13 protein-coding genes are annotated in these 15,705 nt (G+C 59.5%); 1 reads left to right on the top strand and 12 read right to left on the bottom strand.

Going from position 1 to position 15,705, the window contains the following annotated elements:
* Positions 1-64 precede the first annotated feature (64 nt).
* Positions 65-2,497: a TonB-dependent receptor gene (locus BGP00_RS22475; RefSeq protein WP_292691679.1), complete on the top strand. Its 2,433-nt coding sequence runs from the start codon at positions 65-67 to the stop codon at positions 2,495-2,497.
* A 730-nt stretch (positions 2,498-3,227) separates the two neighbouring features.
* Here BGP00_RS22475 and BGP00_RS25435 read toward each other — a convergent pair.
* The 12 genes from BGP00_RS25435 to BGP00_RS22420 form a co-directional block, all read right to left on the bottom strand.
* Complete coding sequence (locus BGP00_RS25435) at positions 3,228-3,476, bottom strand: HGGxSTG domain-containing protein (RefSeq protein ID WP_366522346.1); 249 nt, start codon at positions 3,474-3,476, stop codon at positions 3,228-3,230.
* Positions 3,367-3,999: a hypothetical protein gene (locus BGP00_RS22470; protein ID WP_292691677.1), complete on the bottom strand. Its 633-nt coding sequence runs from the start codon at positions 3,997-3,999 to the stop codon at positions 3,367-3,369. Before BGP00_RS22470 ends, BGP00_RS25435 begins: the two co-directional genes overlap by 110 nt.
* Before the next feature lie 108 nt (positions 4,000-4,107).
* On the bottom strand, positions 4,108-5,649 hold the full coding sequence (locus BGP00_RS22465; RefSeq protein ID WP_292691674.1) for a YfjI family protein: 1,542 nt from the start codon (positions 5,647-5,649) through the stop codon (positions 4,108-4,110).
* Positions 5,639-6,226, bottom strand: coding sequence for a hypothetical protein (locus tag BGP00_RS22460; RefSeq protein ID WP_292691672.1), 588 nt, complete (start codon positions 6,224-6,226; stop codon positions 5,639-5,641). The genes BGP00_RS22465 and BGP00_RS22460 overlap by 11 nt, the downstream gene beginning before the upstream one ends.
* The gene (locus BGP00_RS22455) at positions 6,219-6,413 is read right to left on the bottom strand and encodes a hypothetical protein (protein ID WP_292691670.1); all 195 of its coding nucleotides are present in this window, start codon (positions 6,411-6,413) and stop codon (positions 6,219-6,221) included. Before BGP00_RS22455 ends, BGP00_RS22460 begins: the two co-directional genes overlap by 8 nt.
* 5 nt (positions 6,414-6,418) lie before the next feature.
* Positions 6,419-6,598: a helix-turn-helix domain-containing protein gene (locus BGP00_RS22450; RefSeq protein ID WP_292691668.1), complete on the bottom strand. Its 180-nt coding sequence runs from the start codon at positions 6,596-6,598 to the stop codon at positions 6,419-6,421.
* Positions 6,599-6,685: 87 nt separating this feature from the next.
* Positions 6,686-7,543, bottom strand: a complete 858-nt coding sequence (locus BGP00_RS22445; RefSeq protein ID WP_292691667.1) for a hypothetical protein — start codon at positions 7,541-7,543, stop codon at positions 6,686-6,688.
* Complete coding sequence (locus BGP00_RS22440) at positions 7,527-10,622, bottom strand: type I restriction endonuclease (protein ID WP_292691665.1); 3,096 nt, start codon at positions 10,620-10,622, stop codon at positions 7,527-7,529. Before BGP00_RS22440 ends, BGP00_RS22445 begins: the two co-directional genes overlap by 17 nt.
* A 10-nt stretch (positions 10,623-10,632) precedes the next feature.
* A complete protein-coding gene (locus BGP00_RS22435; RefSeq protein WP_292691663.1) occupies positions 10,633-11,397 on the bottom strand; it encodes a hypothetical protein in 765 nt (254 codons plus the stop codon).
* A 45-nt stretch (positions 11,398-11,442) separates the two neighbouring features.
* Positions 11,443-12,372 (bottom strand): GIY-YIG nuclease family protein, encoded by a 930-nt coding sequence (locus BGP00_RS22430; protein WP_292691661.1) that lies wholly within the window; start codon positions 12,370-12,372, stop codon positions 11,443-11,445.
* Complete coding sequence (locus BGP00_RS22425; RefSeq protein ID WP_292691659.1) at positions 12,369-13,724, bottom strand: restriction endonuclease subunit S; 1,356 nt, start codon at positions 13,722-13,724, stop codon at positions 12,369-12,371. Before BGP00_RS22425 ends, BGP00_RS22430 begins: the two co-directional genes overlap by 4 nt.
* Positions 13,721-15,541, bottom strand: a complete 1,821-nt coding sequence (locus BGP00_RS22420; RefSeq protein WP_292691657.1) for a class I SAM-dependent DNA methyltransferase — start codon at positions 15,539-15,541, stop codon at positions 13,721-13,723. The genes BGP00_RS22425 and BGP00_RS22420 overlap by 4 nt, the downstream gene beginning before the upstream one ends.
* Positions 15,542-15,705 lie beyond the last annotated feature (164 nt).

Here is a 15,705-nt window from a genome sequence, read left to right as displayed (position 1 = left end):
CAAATGGCCGGATGGGAATTCCTCTCCCTTTCCTCCCGCTGGCCATGCCTTTGATGGGGGTTATATGTTCTCTGCTTCTCGTTTCCTCGCTGCGGCGAGCCTGCTTGCGTTGTCCGCTCCGGCTTTCGCCGCCGAGGACGCCGCCCCGCCCACGGGTGACACCTCGGGCCTGACCGACATCGTGGTGACCGCGACCAAGCGCGAAACCAACCTGCAAAAGACGCCGATCTCGATCAGCGTGGTGAATGCCGAGGAAATCAAGAAGCGTCACGTCCAGAGCCTGTTCGACCTGGGCGACGGCGCGGTGCCTTCGCTGCGCGTGGCTCCGTTTGAAGCGCGCGTTTCGGCGCTGACCATCGGTATCCGCGGCATCGTTCCGCTGGACGCCAACCAGCCCGCCCGTGAACAGGGCGTCGGCATCTATATCGACGGCGTGTATCTGGGCCGTCAGCATGGCGTGAACGCCGCGCTGTTCGATCTGGAGCGCATCGAAGTCCTCAAGGGTCCGCAGGGTACGCTGTTTGGCCGTAACACCGAAGGCGGCGCGCTTTCGATCGTGGCCAAGGCTCCCTCGGGCAAGTTCGGCGGTCGCATTCAGGGCGGCATCGGCAACTATGGTTCGCACAATGCCGAACTCCACCTCGACCTGCCCGAATTCCACAATTTCTCGGTCAAGCTCGATGGCGTGATGCAGTATCAGGAGCCCATCACCAAGAACCCGATGCCGGGTCAGCTGGGCTGGGGCTATTATGACCGCAAGGGCCTGCGCGCCGCTGTGCGTTGGAAGCCCGCCGCCAACATCACCAACGATTTCTCGTTCGACGTCAGCCAGGACAAGAACACCCCGTTCTACAGCCAGCTGCTGAACTATAACCCGAACGGATGCGTTGCCGGTCTTCAGTCGGCGGTTCCCGCCTGCTCGCTGCCGGGCACCAACTATACCGGCCTCACCGGTACGGTGAAGTCTCTGCCCAGCCTCATCACCATCAACGGTTCCAGCCGCATGAGCACCGCCGACATCGGCGTGCCGCAGCAGGCCTCGGTCGACACCACGCGCGGCTACACCAACTCGCTCAAGTGGAAGGTCTCGCCGGATCTGGAAATCCGCTCGATCACCGCATGGCGTCAGGTGACGGCGACCCAGTGGGACAACTCGGGCGGCGCCCACCGCGTTCCGGTTTACACCGCCAACGGCGGTTTCAGCCGCTACAGCCTCGCCAATCTGTGGCAGGCCCAGTTCAGCCAGGAATTCCAGGCTGTGGGCAGCATTGGTAAGCTCGACTATGTCGGCGGCCTGTTCTACTTCAACGAGCATGTGAGCGACAATGCCGCCACGCCTAACTCGAACACCTGGACCACGGACAGCTCGGGCGCTGTGACCGGCTACACCGTGAACTCGAACGTGTTCACCAACCCCTTCGCCTCGATCGACCGCGCTTCGGAAGTCTGGTCGAAGTCCTATGCCGTCTATGGTCAGGGCACCTATCATCTTACCGATGCGCTGCATCTGACGGTCGGTGGTCGTTACACCAACGACAAGAAGACCGGCGTGCTGCACATGTTCCGCAACGTGAACTATGATGTGAACACCACGGTCGCCAACAACAACGGCTATACCCCGCTCAACAAGAGCTGGAACCGTTTCAACCCGATGGCGACGCTGGCCTGGGACGTGACCTCGAACGCTCACGCCTATGCCAAGTTCTCGACCGGCTATCGCGCCGGCGGCGCCTCGTCGCGTACCGCCAACTATCTGCCGTTCAACCCGGAAGACGTGACCGCCTATGAACTGGGTCTCAAGACCGACCTGTTCGACCGCAAGGTTCGCGTGAACCTGGCCGGTTACATCATGGACCGCAAGAACAGCCAGGTTGACGTCAGCTCGATCCAGACCGACAGCTCGACGGCGACACCCACCAACATCAATATCCTCAAGACGCTGAACGCGCCCGGCATCACCAAGATCCGCGGTATCGAAGCCGACATCACCGCCCGCGTGGCGCCCGGCCTGACGCTGAACGCTTCTTATGCCTATACCTACACCGACATTCCGAAGATCTATATCCCGGAAACCGGCGTGTATCAGAAGTTCTACATCGTCTATACGCCCCGCAACGCGGCTTCGGCCTCGGCTGACTATGAAGTTCCGCTGGGCGGCGCGGGCGCTCTGGCCAAGCTGCATATCGACGCGAACTACTCGCAGTCGACGCAGGCCTTCGACCAGTTCGCGACCCACAATGACGCCTCGCTGGTGTTCAACGGTCGCGTCGCTCTGGCCGATATCCCGGTCAGCGACTCCGGCCAGAAGCTGACGGTCACGCTGTGGTCGCGCAACATGTTCAACACGCAGTATGTGTTCCGCCGCGACCCCTCGAACAGCCTGCCCGGTGCGCCTACCACCAGCACCACCACGGGCAGCGTCAACAACATCCTGGGTGACTACGGCAACTTCAACGCGCCGCGCACCTTCGGCATCGATGCTGCGATCAACTTCTGATCTGACGGCTTCGGTTTAGGACAAAGGCCCGTCCCGCATCACGCGGGGCGGGCCTTTTGCCATGCGTTCGGCGGTGCTCGGGTATTGGCGATCGGTTGACTGTCAAGGTTAACAGCAAAAAAATGAATTATCATGGGTAAGGATATGCGCACTCATTTCATCGACTAAGTATTTACCAGGCTGGTGAGTGCATATTAAGATTTTCACGAATCGGGAGGGACGATTTCCATGATATATACGGATGGAGCAATCTATGGTCAGGCGCGTCTTGGTGTTTTGTGTCTGCGATTTTTGTGGAAAGACAGTATATTGCCGCGCAAACTATAACCATTTTTATGATCTGTACGAAGACGGCCTTCCCGAAGGCTGGCAATTCATTGATGGCGAAGAATATCGTACCCTTTCGCACACGGGTGATCATTGCTCAGATTGTCTCTCTTCTTTTGAAAAGTATATCCAGAGCTGCTGCAGCCGATGGATCAAATATGTCCGGTTCCGGTCGAATCACATTCCGCCGCTGGCGCATAATGACATGGCCGACAACTACCCCTCGTTTTAGCGCTGGGGTTTCCGCGATTTGAAAGGAGGAAAATGGTGCGGATGAGGGGATCGAAAAGTGGGCTAGAAATGGCGGATTTCTGTCATATTTGGTGGAGGATTTCTGGGTGATACCCCCAATCATGCCCCCAAAACCTCCGGTTGCAGGCGAACGAGGGTGGTCAAATCAGCATCAAGGCAGGTCCAGATCATCCCCCATGATCTTAGCACATTGGCGGATCATCGCCTGAATGCGCCGCGTGTCCGCAGACCTTGCGCCGTGCTTCAAGTCGTTGTGATTGCCAGCAGGGGCGCCGCTGCCCCGGCCTTGGTTATTCTTGCCCCCGCCGTGCATCCGGCACCGTTGCGCGCGCTTCACCGCTGGCGATTGGCAAGCCGTTCCCGCCCGCGTCCGGGCTTGGCAACGCGGCGCCTTGGCCAGCCGCGCCTCCACTGGTTCTATCGGGTGCATGGGGTTGTTCGCTTGATGGTCCATTTTCTGCTTCCCCGGTCGGCTGGCCTGCGTGGCGGTGGAAATGATCGGCAATCACCGCCTGCCCGCCCTCATTCACGTGAACGTGGCGCACGGTCTGTTCACGCGGTTGGTGCAGCTTGGCCAAAGCCTCCAGCGTGGCGCGACTGTTGGTCTGCGCCTTCATGGCGATGCGGGCATAGATTTCCATGACGGGTAAATGCTCCCCCATGTTTTGCGCCATGCGCCGCGCGGTTTCGGCAAAGATGGAATCGAGCGTCAAAGCCTGTGACGTCAGCATCCGGCTGGCCATTTCCAGATCGCCCTCGGCGGCCTTGTCGCCCACATCGCGAAAGGCATCGGCATAATCGCGCAGCCCCAGCATTGTCTTGGCAATCGCAATGCTGTCCTTCTCATCCTTTTGCTTGGCCACGCTCATGGCATCATTGCGTGGCTCATTCGGTTCGGGCTTAGCCTTCTTGCCTCTGGGCATAGCAATATCCTTTGGCCTGTTTGAAATCTGAAAATGCCCCCAAGGGTCACTGACAAAACCGACGAAACCGGCAGGTGAGGGAGTTCCGTCAGTTTTGTCGGCTCCCTTTCATGGGCGGCACCGCTGCAACGCCTTGGGGTTGATGCGATAGCGCAGCGATGGCCTGCCGCCTTGGCGCTGGGCCGGGGCATCATCGGCGCCAAGCCAATCGGCATCGGCCAACCTTTCCAGCCCGCCCTCGATCAGTGCATTGTTGCCCAGCCCGGCCCAGCCCTTGCGGCGAATATCGCGCAGGGTGAAACCATCGGCCAAATCGCCCTTGGCAATATGGCGCCAGATCGCGCGTGCGGCCTCGGCGTTGGTCAGCGCAAGGCTGGCATAAGCCCGCCGCGCGTGGCTCTCCAGATAGTCGGCCCATTGCAAGGCTTGGGCCGTGGCCTCCAGAGAGACTGGCCCCAGCCCATCACCGGCCAGATGACAGATCAAGGCCAGCCGGGGGATCAGCCCCCGGTATTTCGACAGATGGGCGCACAAGGCGGGCGGCAATTGCCCGCCGCGAACCTTGGCCTCCAGCCCCGCCCACCATTGGCTGAATAGCGCTTGGGCATCGGGGGTGAAATGCAGATATGGCACGGCACCATCGCCGCTATACTCATCGCGCTGCGCCCCTATCTCATTCACGTTCAGCCGGGCCAATTCCTCGAAACAGGCAAAGGCAGTCTCGCGCGCCGCTTGGTCAGGATAGCGGTCCACCTCCTGAAAATGGGGTGACAAGTCGGGCCATGCCAAAAGCTGGAGCCGCTGCGCCATGCCGTCATCCATGCGGCGCAGGCTTTCGCGCAAATATCCCGCCAGCCTAGCGGGCTGCGTTGTGCCGAACAGCGAGAAATTCACCGCCGGGATGCGCACCGTCCCGCGCCCGATGCGGTCAAAGGTGTAGCTGTCCTGTCCGCCCCACCCGGTCAGGAAAAATCCCCGCGCGGTGGCCTTGTCCGGGTGGTCCAGATCAACAAACAGGGTCAGCAACTCATCGCGGTGAACCATCAGGCCAAAGGGATTATCGCGGCAAATCTCGCCCAGCTTTTCCACCGTGGCATCATTGGTCAGATAGCGGCGGGCGATGGGTGGTTCAGGTGCTTGCGCATTTTCCAGTGCGGCAAGGGCGGCGACTTGGTTGCCCTCTTTCAGGCGCTTCTTGGCCTCGCCTTCCGCTTCACGGGACACCAGCTTGTGCAGGTCGCAGGCCACCGCATGACGCTCCATCGCCTCGCCATGGGCCTTGGCCGCTATCGCCTCCAGCCGCTTGATCGGGGCCAAGGCTTCCGCCGCCGCCGGGCTTTTCAATTGCCCCGGCGATGCCACCACCACACCCCACAGGTTGCACACCTCCAGCCAAGTGGTGCGCTGTTGCGGGCGAATGCCGATGCGGCGCCCCAGCAGGCCGGCGGCGGCCACCATCGCGGGAATGCCCACCAGATCGAGCGGGCAATTCATCCTTTCGGCAATGTCCACCACCCAATCGCGCAACTGGCCGGGCAAGAGCGCAGGCGCAAAGGCAAGCACCGGCGGCAATTCATCAAGCAGCGGGGCAGGGTCGGGCCATGCGGCGAAATTATCGCTGCCGCCCAGATCGGCAAGGTTACGCGGCATGGCGCAGCGCCTCCACCGTGATGCGCGGGCGCGCCGCGTTGCGGTCAATGGCCTTGGCCAGCTTTTGCGCCAACAGGTCATCGCTGGCGACAATGTGCGCCACGCAGCGCAGCAGCGGCCATGCCGGGCTGTCATCGGCCCAATCCAGCAAGCAAAAGGCATCGCCCCCAGCGCGCAACCAATCCAGCGGGGTTGCCACCGCGCGGATCGGCTGACCTTCCCAATGCTCCAACCCATCGGCGCCCAAAGCCCAGCCTTGGCCGATGCGCCACCGCCAGCTTGCCGGATGATCAGCGCGAAAGGCGATGAGGTCCAACGGCTTCCATAGCGTGATGGGTTGGCCAAACAGGCCGGTGCCATGAATAGGAACGCACACCGGCACGATCAGCGCGGGCCTGCCCGCCTCACAAGGCTCATAAAGCGCGCCAGATCGGGGTTGCACCCTCATCGCGCCAAAGGCGGGATAATTTGCCTGCATCGCGCTGGCCGGAACGCCCAAGGCGCGCAGCCGGTCAAGATGCGGCTGGCGAATAGCGCAGGCGGCCTGCGCCAATTCATCATCAAGCCAATCAGCCATGGCCACCTCCGAAAACAGCGGCGGCCAACATGGTGGCAATCTCTGGACGCACGGCACAGGCCAGCATGAGAAATTGCGCCCGATGGGCTTCCAAGCTAAAGGAAACATGCGACACGCCCGCAATGCTATCGCTCGAAGCCCTGGTCTGGCCTGCAATGCCAGCCGGGGTTTTGTTTGTCTGGTGCATGGGGATCAATCCTCCCCTGCGATCAGACGGCGCAGGCTTTCCGCCGGGATCAGCGTGCGCTTGCCCAGCTTGCGGGTTTGCAGCTTCTTTTGTTTGATGAGTTCGTAGATGTAGGTTCTGCCCAAGCCGGTGGCGAGGCATGCGTCGCGGATGGAATAGGCGAGGGGATCGATATGGTCCGTCATGTTCGGCCTCATTCAGTATTGAACGAGGCCGATTTGCACACTGGGGAACGCTGAAAATAGGAGTCGCGATTATGTGGGAGTCATGATTTACCGGTCTTGATTTCGCTTTCGACCAGCGAGATTACGGCCAAACTGTGATGCGGCAACGGGCCAAACCCGACGATTGAAGGCCGTCTCAGACAGTCGCCAGGTAAATTTTTCCAACGCTTCACAACAGAATTGCGCCTTGGTTTTCAGGTTTTTCGGATCATTCCTTATCTGTGTTTCCAGCCAGGCCAAACATTCAGCATCAACATCGCCTCTGAATTTGGCGCCAATGCGGCCGAGTTTTGGAGAAAATTCTTTAATGAACGTCAGGCGTTCAGTTTTTATCATAAAAAATCCATCAGCCATGCGCAGGTCACGACCATCAATCGCGACTGCTTCCCTGGAAAATGCCAGAGGATCATCTGGAAGCAAAATCACAGGTGTTCCGGCCACGTGGCGACGCAGAGCGTTTGCCGCCACATCAAGTTGACAGTAGGTGGCAAGCTGATCTGGGGTTAAGACGGTTGGAAGTTCAAGGCATGCATCGTCGGCATCAAATGTGGCACTATACTGGCCTCGCAACTCAATCCGCCCGGCTTGGACAGCCTCCAACACATCCTGCCAATTGGTCGATATCTGTTTGGCCAATTCATCCACATGAGCTGGGCGCTTATTGCTGTCGTCATCGATGTCCGCCTTGAAAAAAGCGCTCAGCCTCTCCTCATTGGAAACGCCTGATTGCGATTTGTCTTTCAGAACAAAATCACAAATGTCGGAGTGAGACAAATTGCTGCCAAAAGTGACCCAGCTTAAAGCCTGAACCAAATCAATCAGCGGAGTCTCTGGTAAGGGCTTGGCTGGGTGGATCAATGCCTCAAGCGGATCGGGTACAATCTCATCATCAGACTGTCGTGTCATTACGCAACGCCTCATATAACTGCCCTGGCCCGAGCAGAATGTCTTTTAGTCCTTCACGGACCTGGGGGCTATTGAGCGCCTGGGTGCTCATCGTCTCGTGGGCCGTCAGCGCATCCATGATGGCGTTCATGATCTCGTTCGCCAAAGCGGGCGAGGCGGCAAACTGGGCCTTTGAATTGTTTTGAGCCTGCACCCGCAGCGTTTCGGACTCGAGCAGCTTTCCTTTGATGACATTGTTCACATAGATCAGTTGGTCATCATCGGTCAGGTCACCCTCGAACAGGTCGTTTACCTTGGCGATGATTTCCGCCAGCAAAGCCTTCTGCTTGTCTTGTATGCCACCCGTGCCGACCCCCGTGATGGGTGCCAACTGCGGCTTATCTCCGCCTGCCACGCTGATGTTGCGTTTGCCGAGGTCTTTCAAAGTATGGTGAGTCAGTTTCACAACCGAGAGGTCCACCCCTTCACGCTCCCGACCAAACTCCAGAAGCGGGATCAGGCGCTTGTAGAACAGGAAGCGCTTTTCGACATCGCTGCTGCCATAGTCGAATATCTGGGACAGGAAGGTGTAGAGGCTGACAAAACTCTGCATGTCGCTCTTGAACAGGATCAGGACATTGACCTCATCCTTGGCTTCGTCAGCGGCCTTCTGATCCTTCTGGGCCTGCGCCGCTTGTCTGCGGGCGAAGGCCTCCTTGTATTGGATCAGCAGACGCTGCGCGACAGGTTCCAGTGCGGCGATCAACCGCCCCTGCGTAGCCTGCGGGTCGAGTTCAACCCGAACCAGCCGCTCGACCTCATGGTTGTCATAATGGCCAGAGGCGTCGAGTTTTGCGCGCAGGTCGAAGATGAGATTGGGATCGGTGGCGGCTGCAATCTCGGCGGTGTCGTAGTAGGTGCGGAAAGCCTCCAGCACCTCGTCTGAGCTGTTGACGAAATCGAGGACATAGGTCGTGTCTTTGCCGGGGTGGGCGCGGTTCAGGCGCGACAGGGTCTGCACCGCCTGAATACCCGCCAGCCGCCGGTCGACATACATGCCGCACAACAGCGGCTGATCAAAACCCGTCTGGAACTTGTTGGCCACGAGCAGGATCTTGGCATCTTCATCGGTGAACGCCTCGCGAATGTCACGGCCCTTTAGCGTGGGGTTCAGCTTGGAGCTGGTCTCAGTCAGCGGTTCTCCATCGCCTTCTGGGTCATTCACGTCGCCGGAAAAAGCCACCAGCGTAGCCATGCGGTAGCCTTGCGACTTGATGTAGCTGTCGATGGCCAACTGCCAGCGGACGGCCTCAATGCGGCTGGCCAACACGACCATCGCCTTGGCCTTGCCGCCCAACAGTGGGCCAACGTTCTCGCGGAAATGCTCGACGACGATCTGTACCTTCTGCGCAATGTTGTAGGGATGCAGGCGCACCCAGCGCATGATGCCCTTCATGGCAGCACTTTTCTCGACTTCGCGCTCGTCCCATTCCTCGCCGCCGTTGGCCAGCTTGAACGCGAGCTTGTAGGGTGTGTAGTTCTTCAGGACGTCGAGGATGAAGCCCTCCTCGATGGCCTGCCGCATGGAGTAGACATGGAAGGGCGCAGGCTTGTTAGTCTCGCTGGCGGCCATGTCGGTATTGGGGCGACGCCCGAACAATTCCATCGTCTTGGTCTTTGGCGTCGCGGTGAAGGCGACGTAGGTCACGCCATCCTTGGCTGCGCGGGCTGCCATCTGGGCGGCCAGCAGGTCCTCGCTGCTGATTTCGCCGCCGTCGGTGATTTCCTCGATCTCCTCAGGCGTTAGCACGGCCTTCAGCTTGGCGGCGGTTTCACCGGCCTGGCTGCTATGGGCTTCGTCGGCGATGACGGCGAACTTCTTGCCGTCGGTTGCTGCGCGTTCGCGCACAGCTTCCAAGGCGAAGGGGAAAGTCTGCATGGTGCAGACGATGATCTTCTTGCCGCTATCCAGCGCATCGGCCAGCGCAGCGCTCTTGCTGCCGCTGTCGCTGGTGACGGTGGCCACCACGCCCTTGGTGCGCTCGAACTCGAACAAGGCTTCCTGCAACTGGGCGTCGATCACGTTGCGGTCGGACACAACGATCACGCTCGAGAAAATTTTGGCGTCGGCCCCATCATGCAAATCGGCGAGGAAGTGGGCCGTCCACGCGATGGAGTTGGTCTTGCCCGAACCCGCGCTGTGCTGGATGAGAAAGCGGCCGCCAGCGCCTTCTGCACGGATCTGGGCGCGCAAACGGCGCGTGCCGTCCAACTGGTGATAGCGCGGGAAGATGATGCCGCTGATCTGCTTCTTCTTGTCGCGCTTTGCGATCATGTAACGACCAAGGATTTCGAGCCAACTGTCGCGCTGCCAGATCTCCTGCCACAGATAAGCGGTGGGGTGGCCGGTGCCGTCCGTCGGGTTGCCCGCGCCGCCATTGTTGCCCCGGTTGAACGGCAGGAACCGCGTTGCGCCGCCCTCCAGCTTGGTGGTCATCATCACGTCGCGGTTGCTGACGGCGAAATGGACCAAAGCGCCAGTGGCAAAGCTGAGCAGCGGTTCGCCCTTGGGGGCGCGGTCGAACTTGTACTGGTCGATGGCGTCACCCACGGTCTGGGTAAAATTGGTCTTCAACTCCGCCGTGGCAACCGGCAGGCCATTCAGGAACAGCACGAGATCGATGCAGTTCTCGTTCGCCTTGGAATAGCGCACCTGCCGCATGACCCGCAGGCGGTTGGCCTGATAGCGCGCGACGATGTCTGGGTTCATGCCAGATGCTGGCGCAAACTGCGCAAGGCTGACTAGCCCCTTCACCCCGATCAGTTCGACGCCATAGCGCAGCACATCGAGTGTGCCACGGTCCTGTAGCGACTTGCGGATGCGGTCGCTCAAGACGTCCAGCGCAGCTTGGCCATGGACCTTGCTCAAAGCCTCCCACACCTGCGGCTGGCTCGCCTCCAGCCAGCTTTGCAGGTCTTCCGCGAAGATCGCCCTGGCCCGGTCATAACGCGCCGCCGCGCCGACTTCGTAGAGCCAGCCAGCCGCCGCCAGATCGGCGCAGATCTCGTCCTCGAAGCTGATTTCCTTGTGCAGGCTCATCGTATTGCCTTCATTTCAAATCGGTAGAATTCATGGGCAGTGAAGTGTCGTTTAGAATTTGAGCAACGTCGGCTGCGAGCGACACAAGGCGCTTTTCGACGTCAGGGTGTTGCATGTGTAAATACCAATTCCCCACCACCTTCGCTTCGGCAAGTCCCCCGTCGAAACCATTCACTCGACTTGGCCAAGAACCGCGCGCCAAGAGGAATTTATCTATTATTCTTTCGCCCCAAAGATCATTAAATCCATGAAACCTGCAAAGGTTATTTATTTCGTACGCCAAATCAAGGAACCCGCTATTTGACAATTGCTTGTAAAAGGCCATGGCTGAATTCTGACCGCCTATAAGGCCTATGCGCGCAAAACGGTCAAACATCGTCCAGCCTTTTGGTCGGATGAACCACATGATTTTTGTGACACCTGACACTGGCGCGTGGGACTTTTTATTAACTTCCTCCTTGCGCACCTCGCGATGTTCTTTTGCAATTTTTAGGCAAACTTCAGCTCTTTTAATAAGGCAATCTGGCCACTCTGCCTGCGAAATCCGATTCAAGAGGTTTGGGAGCGCCTGCTTGTCATTGCCCGACATATGAGAGCCAATTGTGCGGATTACGCCGTAATCATTTGCAATTCTCTGCGCGATGTTAAGCGGCATAGTTCCGCCATGATCTCGGTGGATCTGCAAAAAGTGTATGCCATCACCGGCAATCCACGTCCGATGATGTTCGATAACTGCCCAATATGCAGCGGAGTTGGCTGGATCAGCGTTGTCCACACAGATTCCTCTCGACATTCGGTGAACTCAATGCATTTGCGGCACCTAGGCAGGCGCCAGATGCTCCTCCATCTGCGCGGCTTCAATGCGGCTGGCTTCCCAGTCACGATAGGTCATGCCGCTGGCCTCGTGCTTCCATTCTGTAGTGCCGTTGGCTGGACGCCCCACTATGACTGCTGCCGCTGCGCTGGGGCTTTGGAAGGCATAACTCTGGGCAAAGACGCAACGCCCCTCTGCTTCGTCCATCACACCGCTGCGCTTCAACTCGGCGTGCAGTTGGGCATAGCCCGTCACCCACGCGCTTTCCCAGTTCAACCGCGCCATAGAGCCTCTTTCGACGATAAACTCGCCCCCTTGCAGCGTGGCATGGGCGATCAGCCCAGCCCGCTTCGCTTCCAGCACAAACCGCGCCTCAGGCTCTGCCAGCGGCCCTACTGGCGCCTCCAAAGCAGGCTTGGGCACCGACCTTGCCCGCTGGATGAACATGTCCACCCGCACGGCTGGCAGCACCACCAGCAGGTTTTCGAGGAAGGCTTCCATCTTGCCCTGATCCGCCTCACTCAAGCCGGGAAGGCTGGGGGCAACGCTGTTTTCCAGCGGCATGCGGCCGATGCTCTTGGCCTCGGCGATCAGGCGGGCTTCCAGATAGCGCACATGGGCCTTGTTCAGCTTGTTGGCGGCGGCGGTGATCAGGATGGCGCTTGTCCACCAGTCCTTTTTCACGTCATGGCTACGGATGCGGGCTGAAATGTCCTCACCCTCGCCAATATAGGCCAGCGGTTCGCCGTCCTGCTCGCCCAGCAAGAGGTAGATCCCGGCATAGCTCGCTTCTGGCCGCGCCAGCGCGGTGGCGATCTGGGTGCGCGGGGTCATAAGAACATGCCCCGTCCAGTTGAACATCTCGGCGGTCAGCATGCCATCGGGGCGGCCGTCGATGTAATACAGTTCAAGGCTGCGGCCAGTGGCGCGGGTCATGCGGTTTCCATTTCGGCGGATTGTGTGGCGACGGTGCGGACATCGATTTTGCCGGTGACGGCCGCCGAGATCAGCGCGGCGCGGCGTTCGGCCAAGAGGGTGATGGCGGATTGGGATGTCGCTTCCAGTGCCGTGAACTGTTCGACGATCGCCGCACCTGCCGCAAGTATGGCGTCAATTTCGTCAGACGGAGGCAACGCCACCTTGATGTCTTTGAACTCGTCCCAATAGAGCCGAAGGCGGAAATCAGTTACGCCTCGGGAATGGCGGCGCATCTCCTCTACCGCGCAAGGCGTTCGCAACAAGGCCTCGATATACTCCGACCGCAAGGTACGGGTCGGCTGCGCGACGACATAGGCGGGGCTGACTTGCCCATGCGTTTGCACCGTTCCAAAGCCGCCCTGCCATGCGCGCATCATGTTGTAGACAAGGTCGTTTGGCTGAACCCTTTTGTACTTGGAGCGATCTTCGCTGCGGGCAACGTTGCGTTCCATATCCTCATCGGGGATTTCGTAGTCGGACACGCCGCGATGGATCGAGACACTGAGGATCGGCAACTCATCCGAGCCTGTGCGCACGGCCTCTTGATAGAGGTTGCCAAGGCGAACCACCTCCCAATGGGCGGGGATTTGGCCGAGCCATTCGATGCCGCTGTCTTTCAGGGGGGCGGTGGGGTTGAGGCCTTTGGTGACGGCGTGGGAGATGACCGCTTGGCGCTTTTCCTTCAGCAGCGCGATCAAGCGCTCCTGCTCGGTCACCAAGCTATCAATCTTGCCCACCTCCCGATCCAAAAACCCCGCAATCGCCTCCTGCTCGGCGAGAGGGGGGAATGCGGCCAGTTCATCAAAATACTGCGTCTGATCTAGATTTTGAATGCCAGACGTTTGCTTGATCGACTGATAGTTCAGCCGAACCGCATAAGCAGCTGCATGAGCATAGGTCCAAAACGATGATGACATGCCTTCAGCAAGGCGCATACGTGCCACGAAATTTGAACAAATAGCTGGATCGGGATGGGTGTATCTTACGACCGCGCCCACCAACTGCTTCTCACCGCCGCCCGACTTTTCGAGCAGTAGATCGCCGTCGACAACCAATCTGCTTTGACGATCCTGTTCTCGAACGTTGCGAAAAGTCGGATCAGAAATGTCAACCAAACCGGCATCCCTATGGAAATCAGCGACGCGAATGCAAATGATGTCGTTCTCATCACCAATTGCTTCATCACCCCAAATTCCATTGCGGCAATCGGCAATAGAGTTCTTGAAGCGCATCACCTCCCAATGCCCCGGCACCGCGCCCAGCCATGCCACGCCGCTGTCCTTATACTCGGCATAAGGGGGAAAGCTCACGCGGCCAACTCCGCCAGCATGGCCTGAATGCGCGCGGTGACACCGGCCAGCTCGGCATCAATCTCGGCCAGCGGACGGGGCGGTTCAAAGACATAGAAATGCCGGTTGAAGGGGATCTCGTAACCCACCTTGGTCTTGTCATGGTCGATCCACGCGTCGGGCGCGTGGGGTTTAACCTCGCGGTTGAAATAGGCCTCGACATCCTCGGCCAGCGGCACGTTCTCGGTATCGCGCAGGGCGCTGTCGGGCTGCATCTTGCCCTTGGCCTTGCCCTTCTGGCCCAGCACCGGCTTGCCCGCCTCGTCGCGCAGGGGGCGCTCGACAGTGATGGTGCGATAGCCAAAGGCCTGCGTCGGAAAGATGCGCGAGAGGGGCGCGAGCTTCACCTTGCCCCCCTGTGGCGCATCAGGCGCGGCATCGCCCGAAACCACGATCTGGCGCGACACTTCCTTGCCAGAGGCGTCCAGCACGGTCGCCAGCTCAGCCTCGACAAAGCGGCCGAACAGGCGGGTAACGTCCTCGATATGCGCCTCGCCCATCTCCTTGCGCTTGGAGCCGAGGGATTTGCGCATCTTCTGCCAAAAGCTGCTGGCGTCGATCAATTGCACCTTGCCGCTGCGCTCCGGTGGTTTCTTGTTCGACAGGATCCAGACATAGGTGGCGATGCCGGTGTTGTAGAACATGTCGGTAGGCAGCGCGACGATGGCTTCAAGCAGGTCGTTTTCCAGCACATAGCGGCGGATCTCGCTCTCGCCGCTGCCCGCGCCGCCGGTGAAGAGCGGCGAGCCGTTAAGCACGATGCCAAAGCGGCAGCCGCCTTCCGTCCATGGGCGCATTTTGGACAGCAGATGCATGAGGAACAGCAGCGAGCCATCCGACACGCGCGGCAGGCCGGGGCCAAAGCGGCCATTGTGGCCTTGGCGCTGGTGCTCGTCCTGCACTTCCTTCTGCACCTTCTTCCATTCCACGCCAAAGGGCGGGTTGGAGAGCATGTAGTCAAACCGGGCGGCGGGGTGGCCATCGTCGGACAAAGTATTGCCCTGCACGATCTTGGTGATGTCCTGCCCCTTGATGAGCATGTCGGCCTTGCAGATGGCATAGGACTCAGGGTTGAGTTCCTGTCCCCACATTGTGAGTTGCGCAGTGGGGTTGTGTTCGCGCAGATATTCCTCGGCGATGGAGAGCATGCCGCCGGTGCCCGCCGTGGGGTCATAGATTGAGCGCACGACGCTGGGCTTGGTCAGCACTTCGTCATCCTCGACGAAGAGGAGGTTGACCATGAGGCGGATCACCTCGCGCGGGGTGAAGTGTTCACCGGCGGTTTCATTGCTGATTTCAGCGAATTTGCGGATCAACTCTTCGAAGGCGAGGCCCATCTGGCCGTTGTCGACGCGGGCGGGGTGGAGGTCGATGCCGGCAAAGCGTTCGGTGACCTGATAGAGCAGGCCGTTCTTGGCAAGGCGGTCGATTTGGGCGGCAAACTCGAACTGTTCGAAGATGTCGCGCACCTCGGGCGAGAAGCCTTGGATGTAGGACAGGAGGTTGGTGCCGATGTTATCCTGATCGCCCACCAGCTTGGCCAGGTCGAGCGGGCTGCGGTTGAAGAACTGATGCTGTGCTGCACGGATCAGGAAGGGATCGGGGCGGCCTGCCGCGGCCTCTTTCAGCACGTCTTCCTTGGTAGGGGCCAGTACGCAATCAAGGCGGCGCAGGACTGTGAAAGGCAGGATGACGCGCCCATATTCAGACTGCTTGTAGTCGCCGCGCAGAAGGTCTGCGACAGACCAGATGAAATTAGAAAGCGATTGATGGTTCAAGAGATTGGCCTCCAGTTACCGAGGTTAGTGCACCATCGTTCGGTGGAGTTCAATGACGATCGGAGCGAGCCGTCTGCTAGTGATGTCGTGGACGGCTCTCCATCCCCGCGGAGTCGATCTAATCTGCTCCGGTAGAATGGAGGAGAAGTGCCATGACGGAAGTA

Origin of the sequence: Novosphingobium sp. 63-713 (assembly GCF_001898925.1) — a bacterium.
GTDB lineage: Bacteria > Pseudomonadota > Alphaproteobacteria > Sphingomonadales > Sphingomonadaceae > Novosphingobium.
This window is presented reverse-complemented; position numbering and strand designations above follow the sequence as displayed.

Excerpts from the sequence above, each read along its gene's own strand:
- BGP00_RS22470 (WP_292691677.1), bottom strand. The coding sequence starts at position 3,999 with ATGCCCAGAGGCAAGAAGGCTAAGCCCGAACCGAATGAGCCACGCAAT.
- BGP00_RS22475 (WP_292691679.1), top strand. The coding sequence starts at position 65 with ATGTTCTCTGCTTCTCGTTTCCTCGCTGCGGCGAGCCTGCTTGCGTTG.
- BGP00_RS22450 (WP_292691668.1), bottom strand. The coding sequence starts at position 6,598 with ATGACGGACCATATCGATCCCCTCGCCTATTCCATCCGCGACGCATGC.
- BGP00_RS22440 (WP_292691665.1), bottom strand. The coding sequence starts at position 10,622 with ATGAGCCTGCACAAGGAAATCAGCTTCGAGGACGAGATCTGCGCCGAT.
- BGP00_RS22455 (WP_292691670.1), bottom strand. The coding sequence starts at position 6,413 with ATGCACCAGACAAACAAAACCCCGGCTGGCATTGCAGGCCAGACCAGG.
- BGP00_RS22465 (WP_292691674.1), bottom strand. The coding sequence starts at position 5,649 with ATGCCGCGTAACCTTGCCGATCTGGGCGGCAGCGATAATTTCGCCGCA.
- BGP00_RS22445 (WP_292691667.1), bottom strand. The coding sequence starts at position 7,543 with ATGACACGACAGTCTGATGATGAGATTGTACCCGATCCGCTTGAGGCA.
- BGP00_RS22430 (WP_292691661.1), bottom strand. The coding sequence starts at position 12,372 with ATGACCCGCGCCACTGGCCGCAGCCTTGAACTGTATTACATCGACGGC.
- BGP00_RS22460 (WP_292691672.1), bottom strand. The coding sequence starts at position 6,226 with ATGGCTGATTGGCTTGATGATGAATTGGCGCAGGCCGCCTGCGCTATT.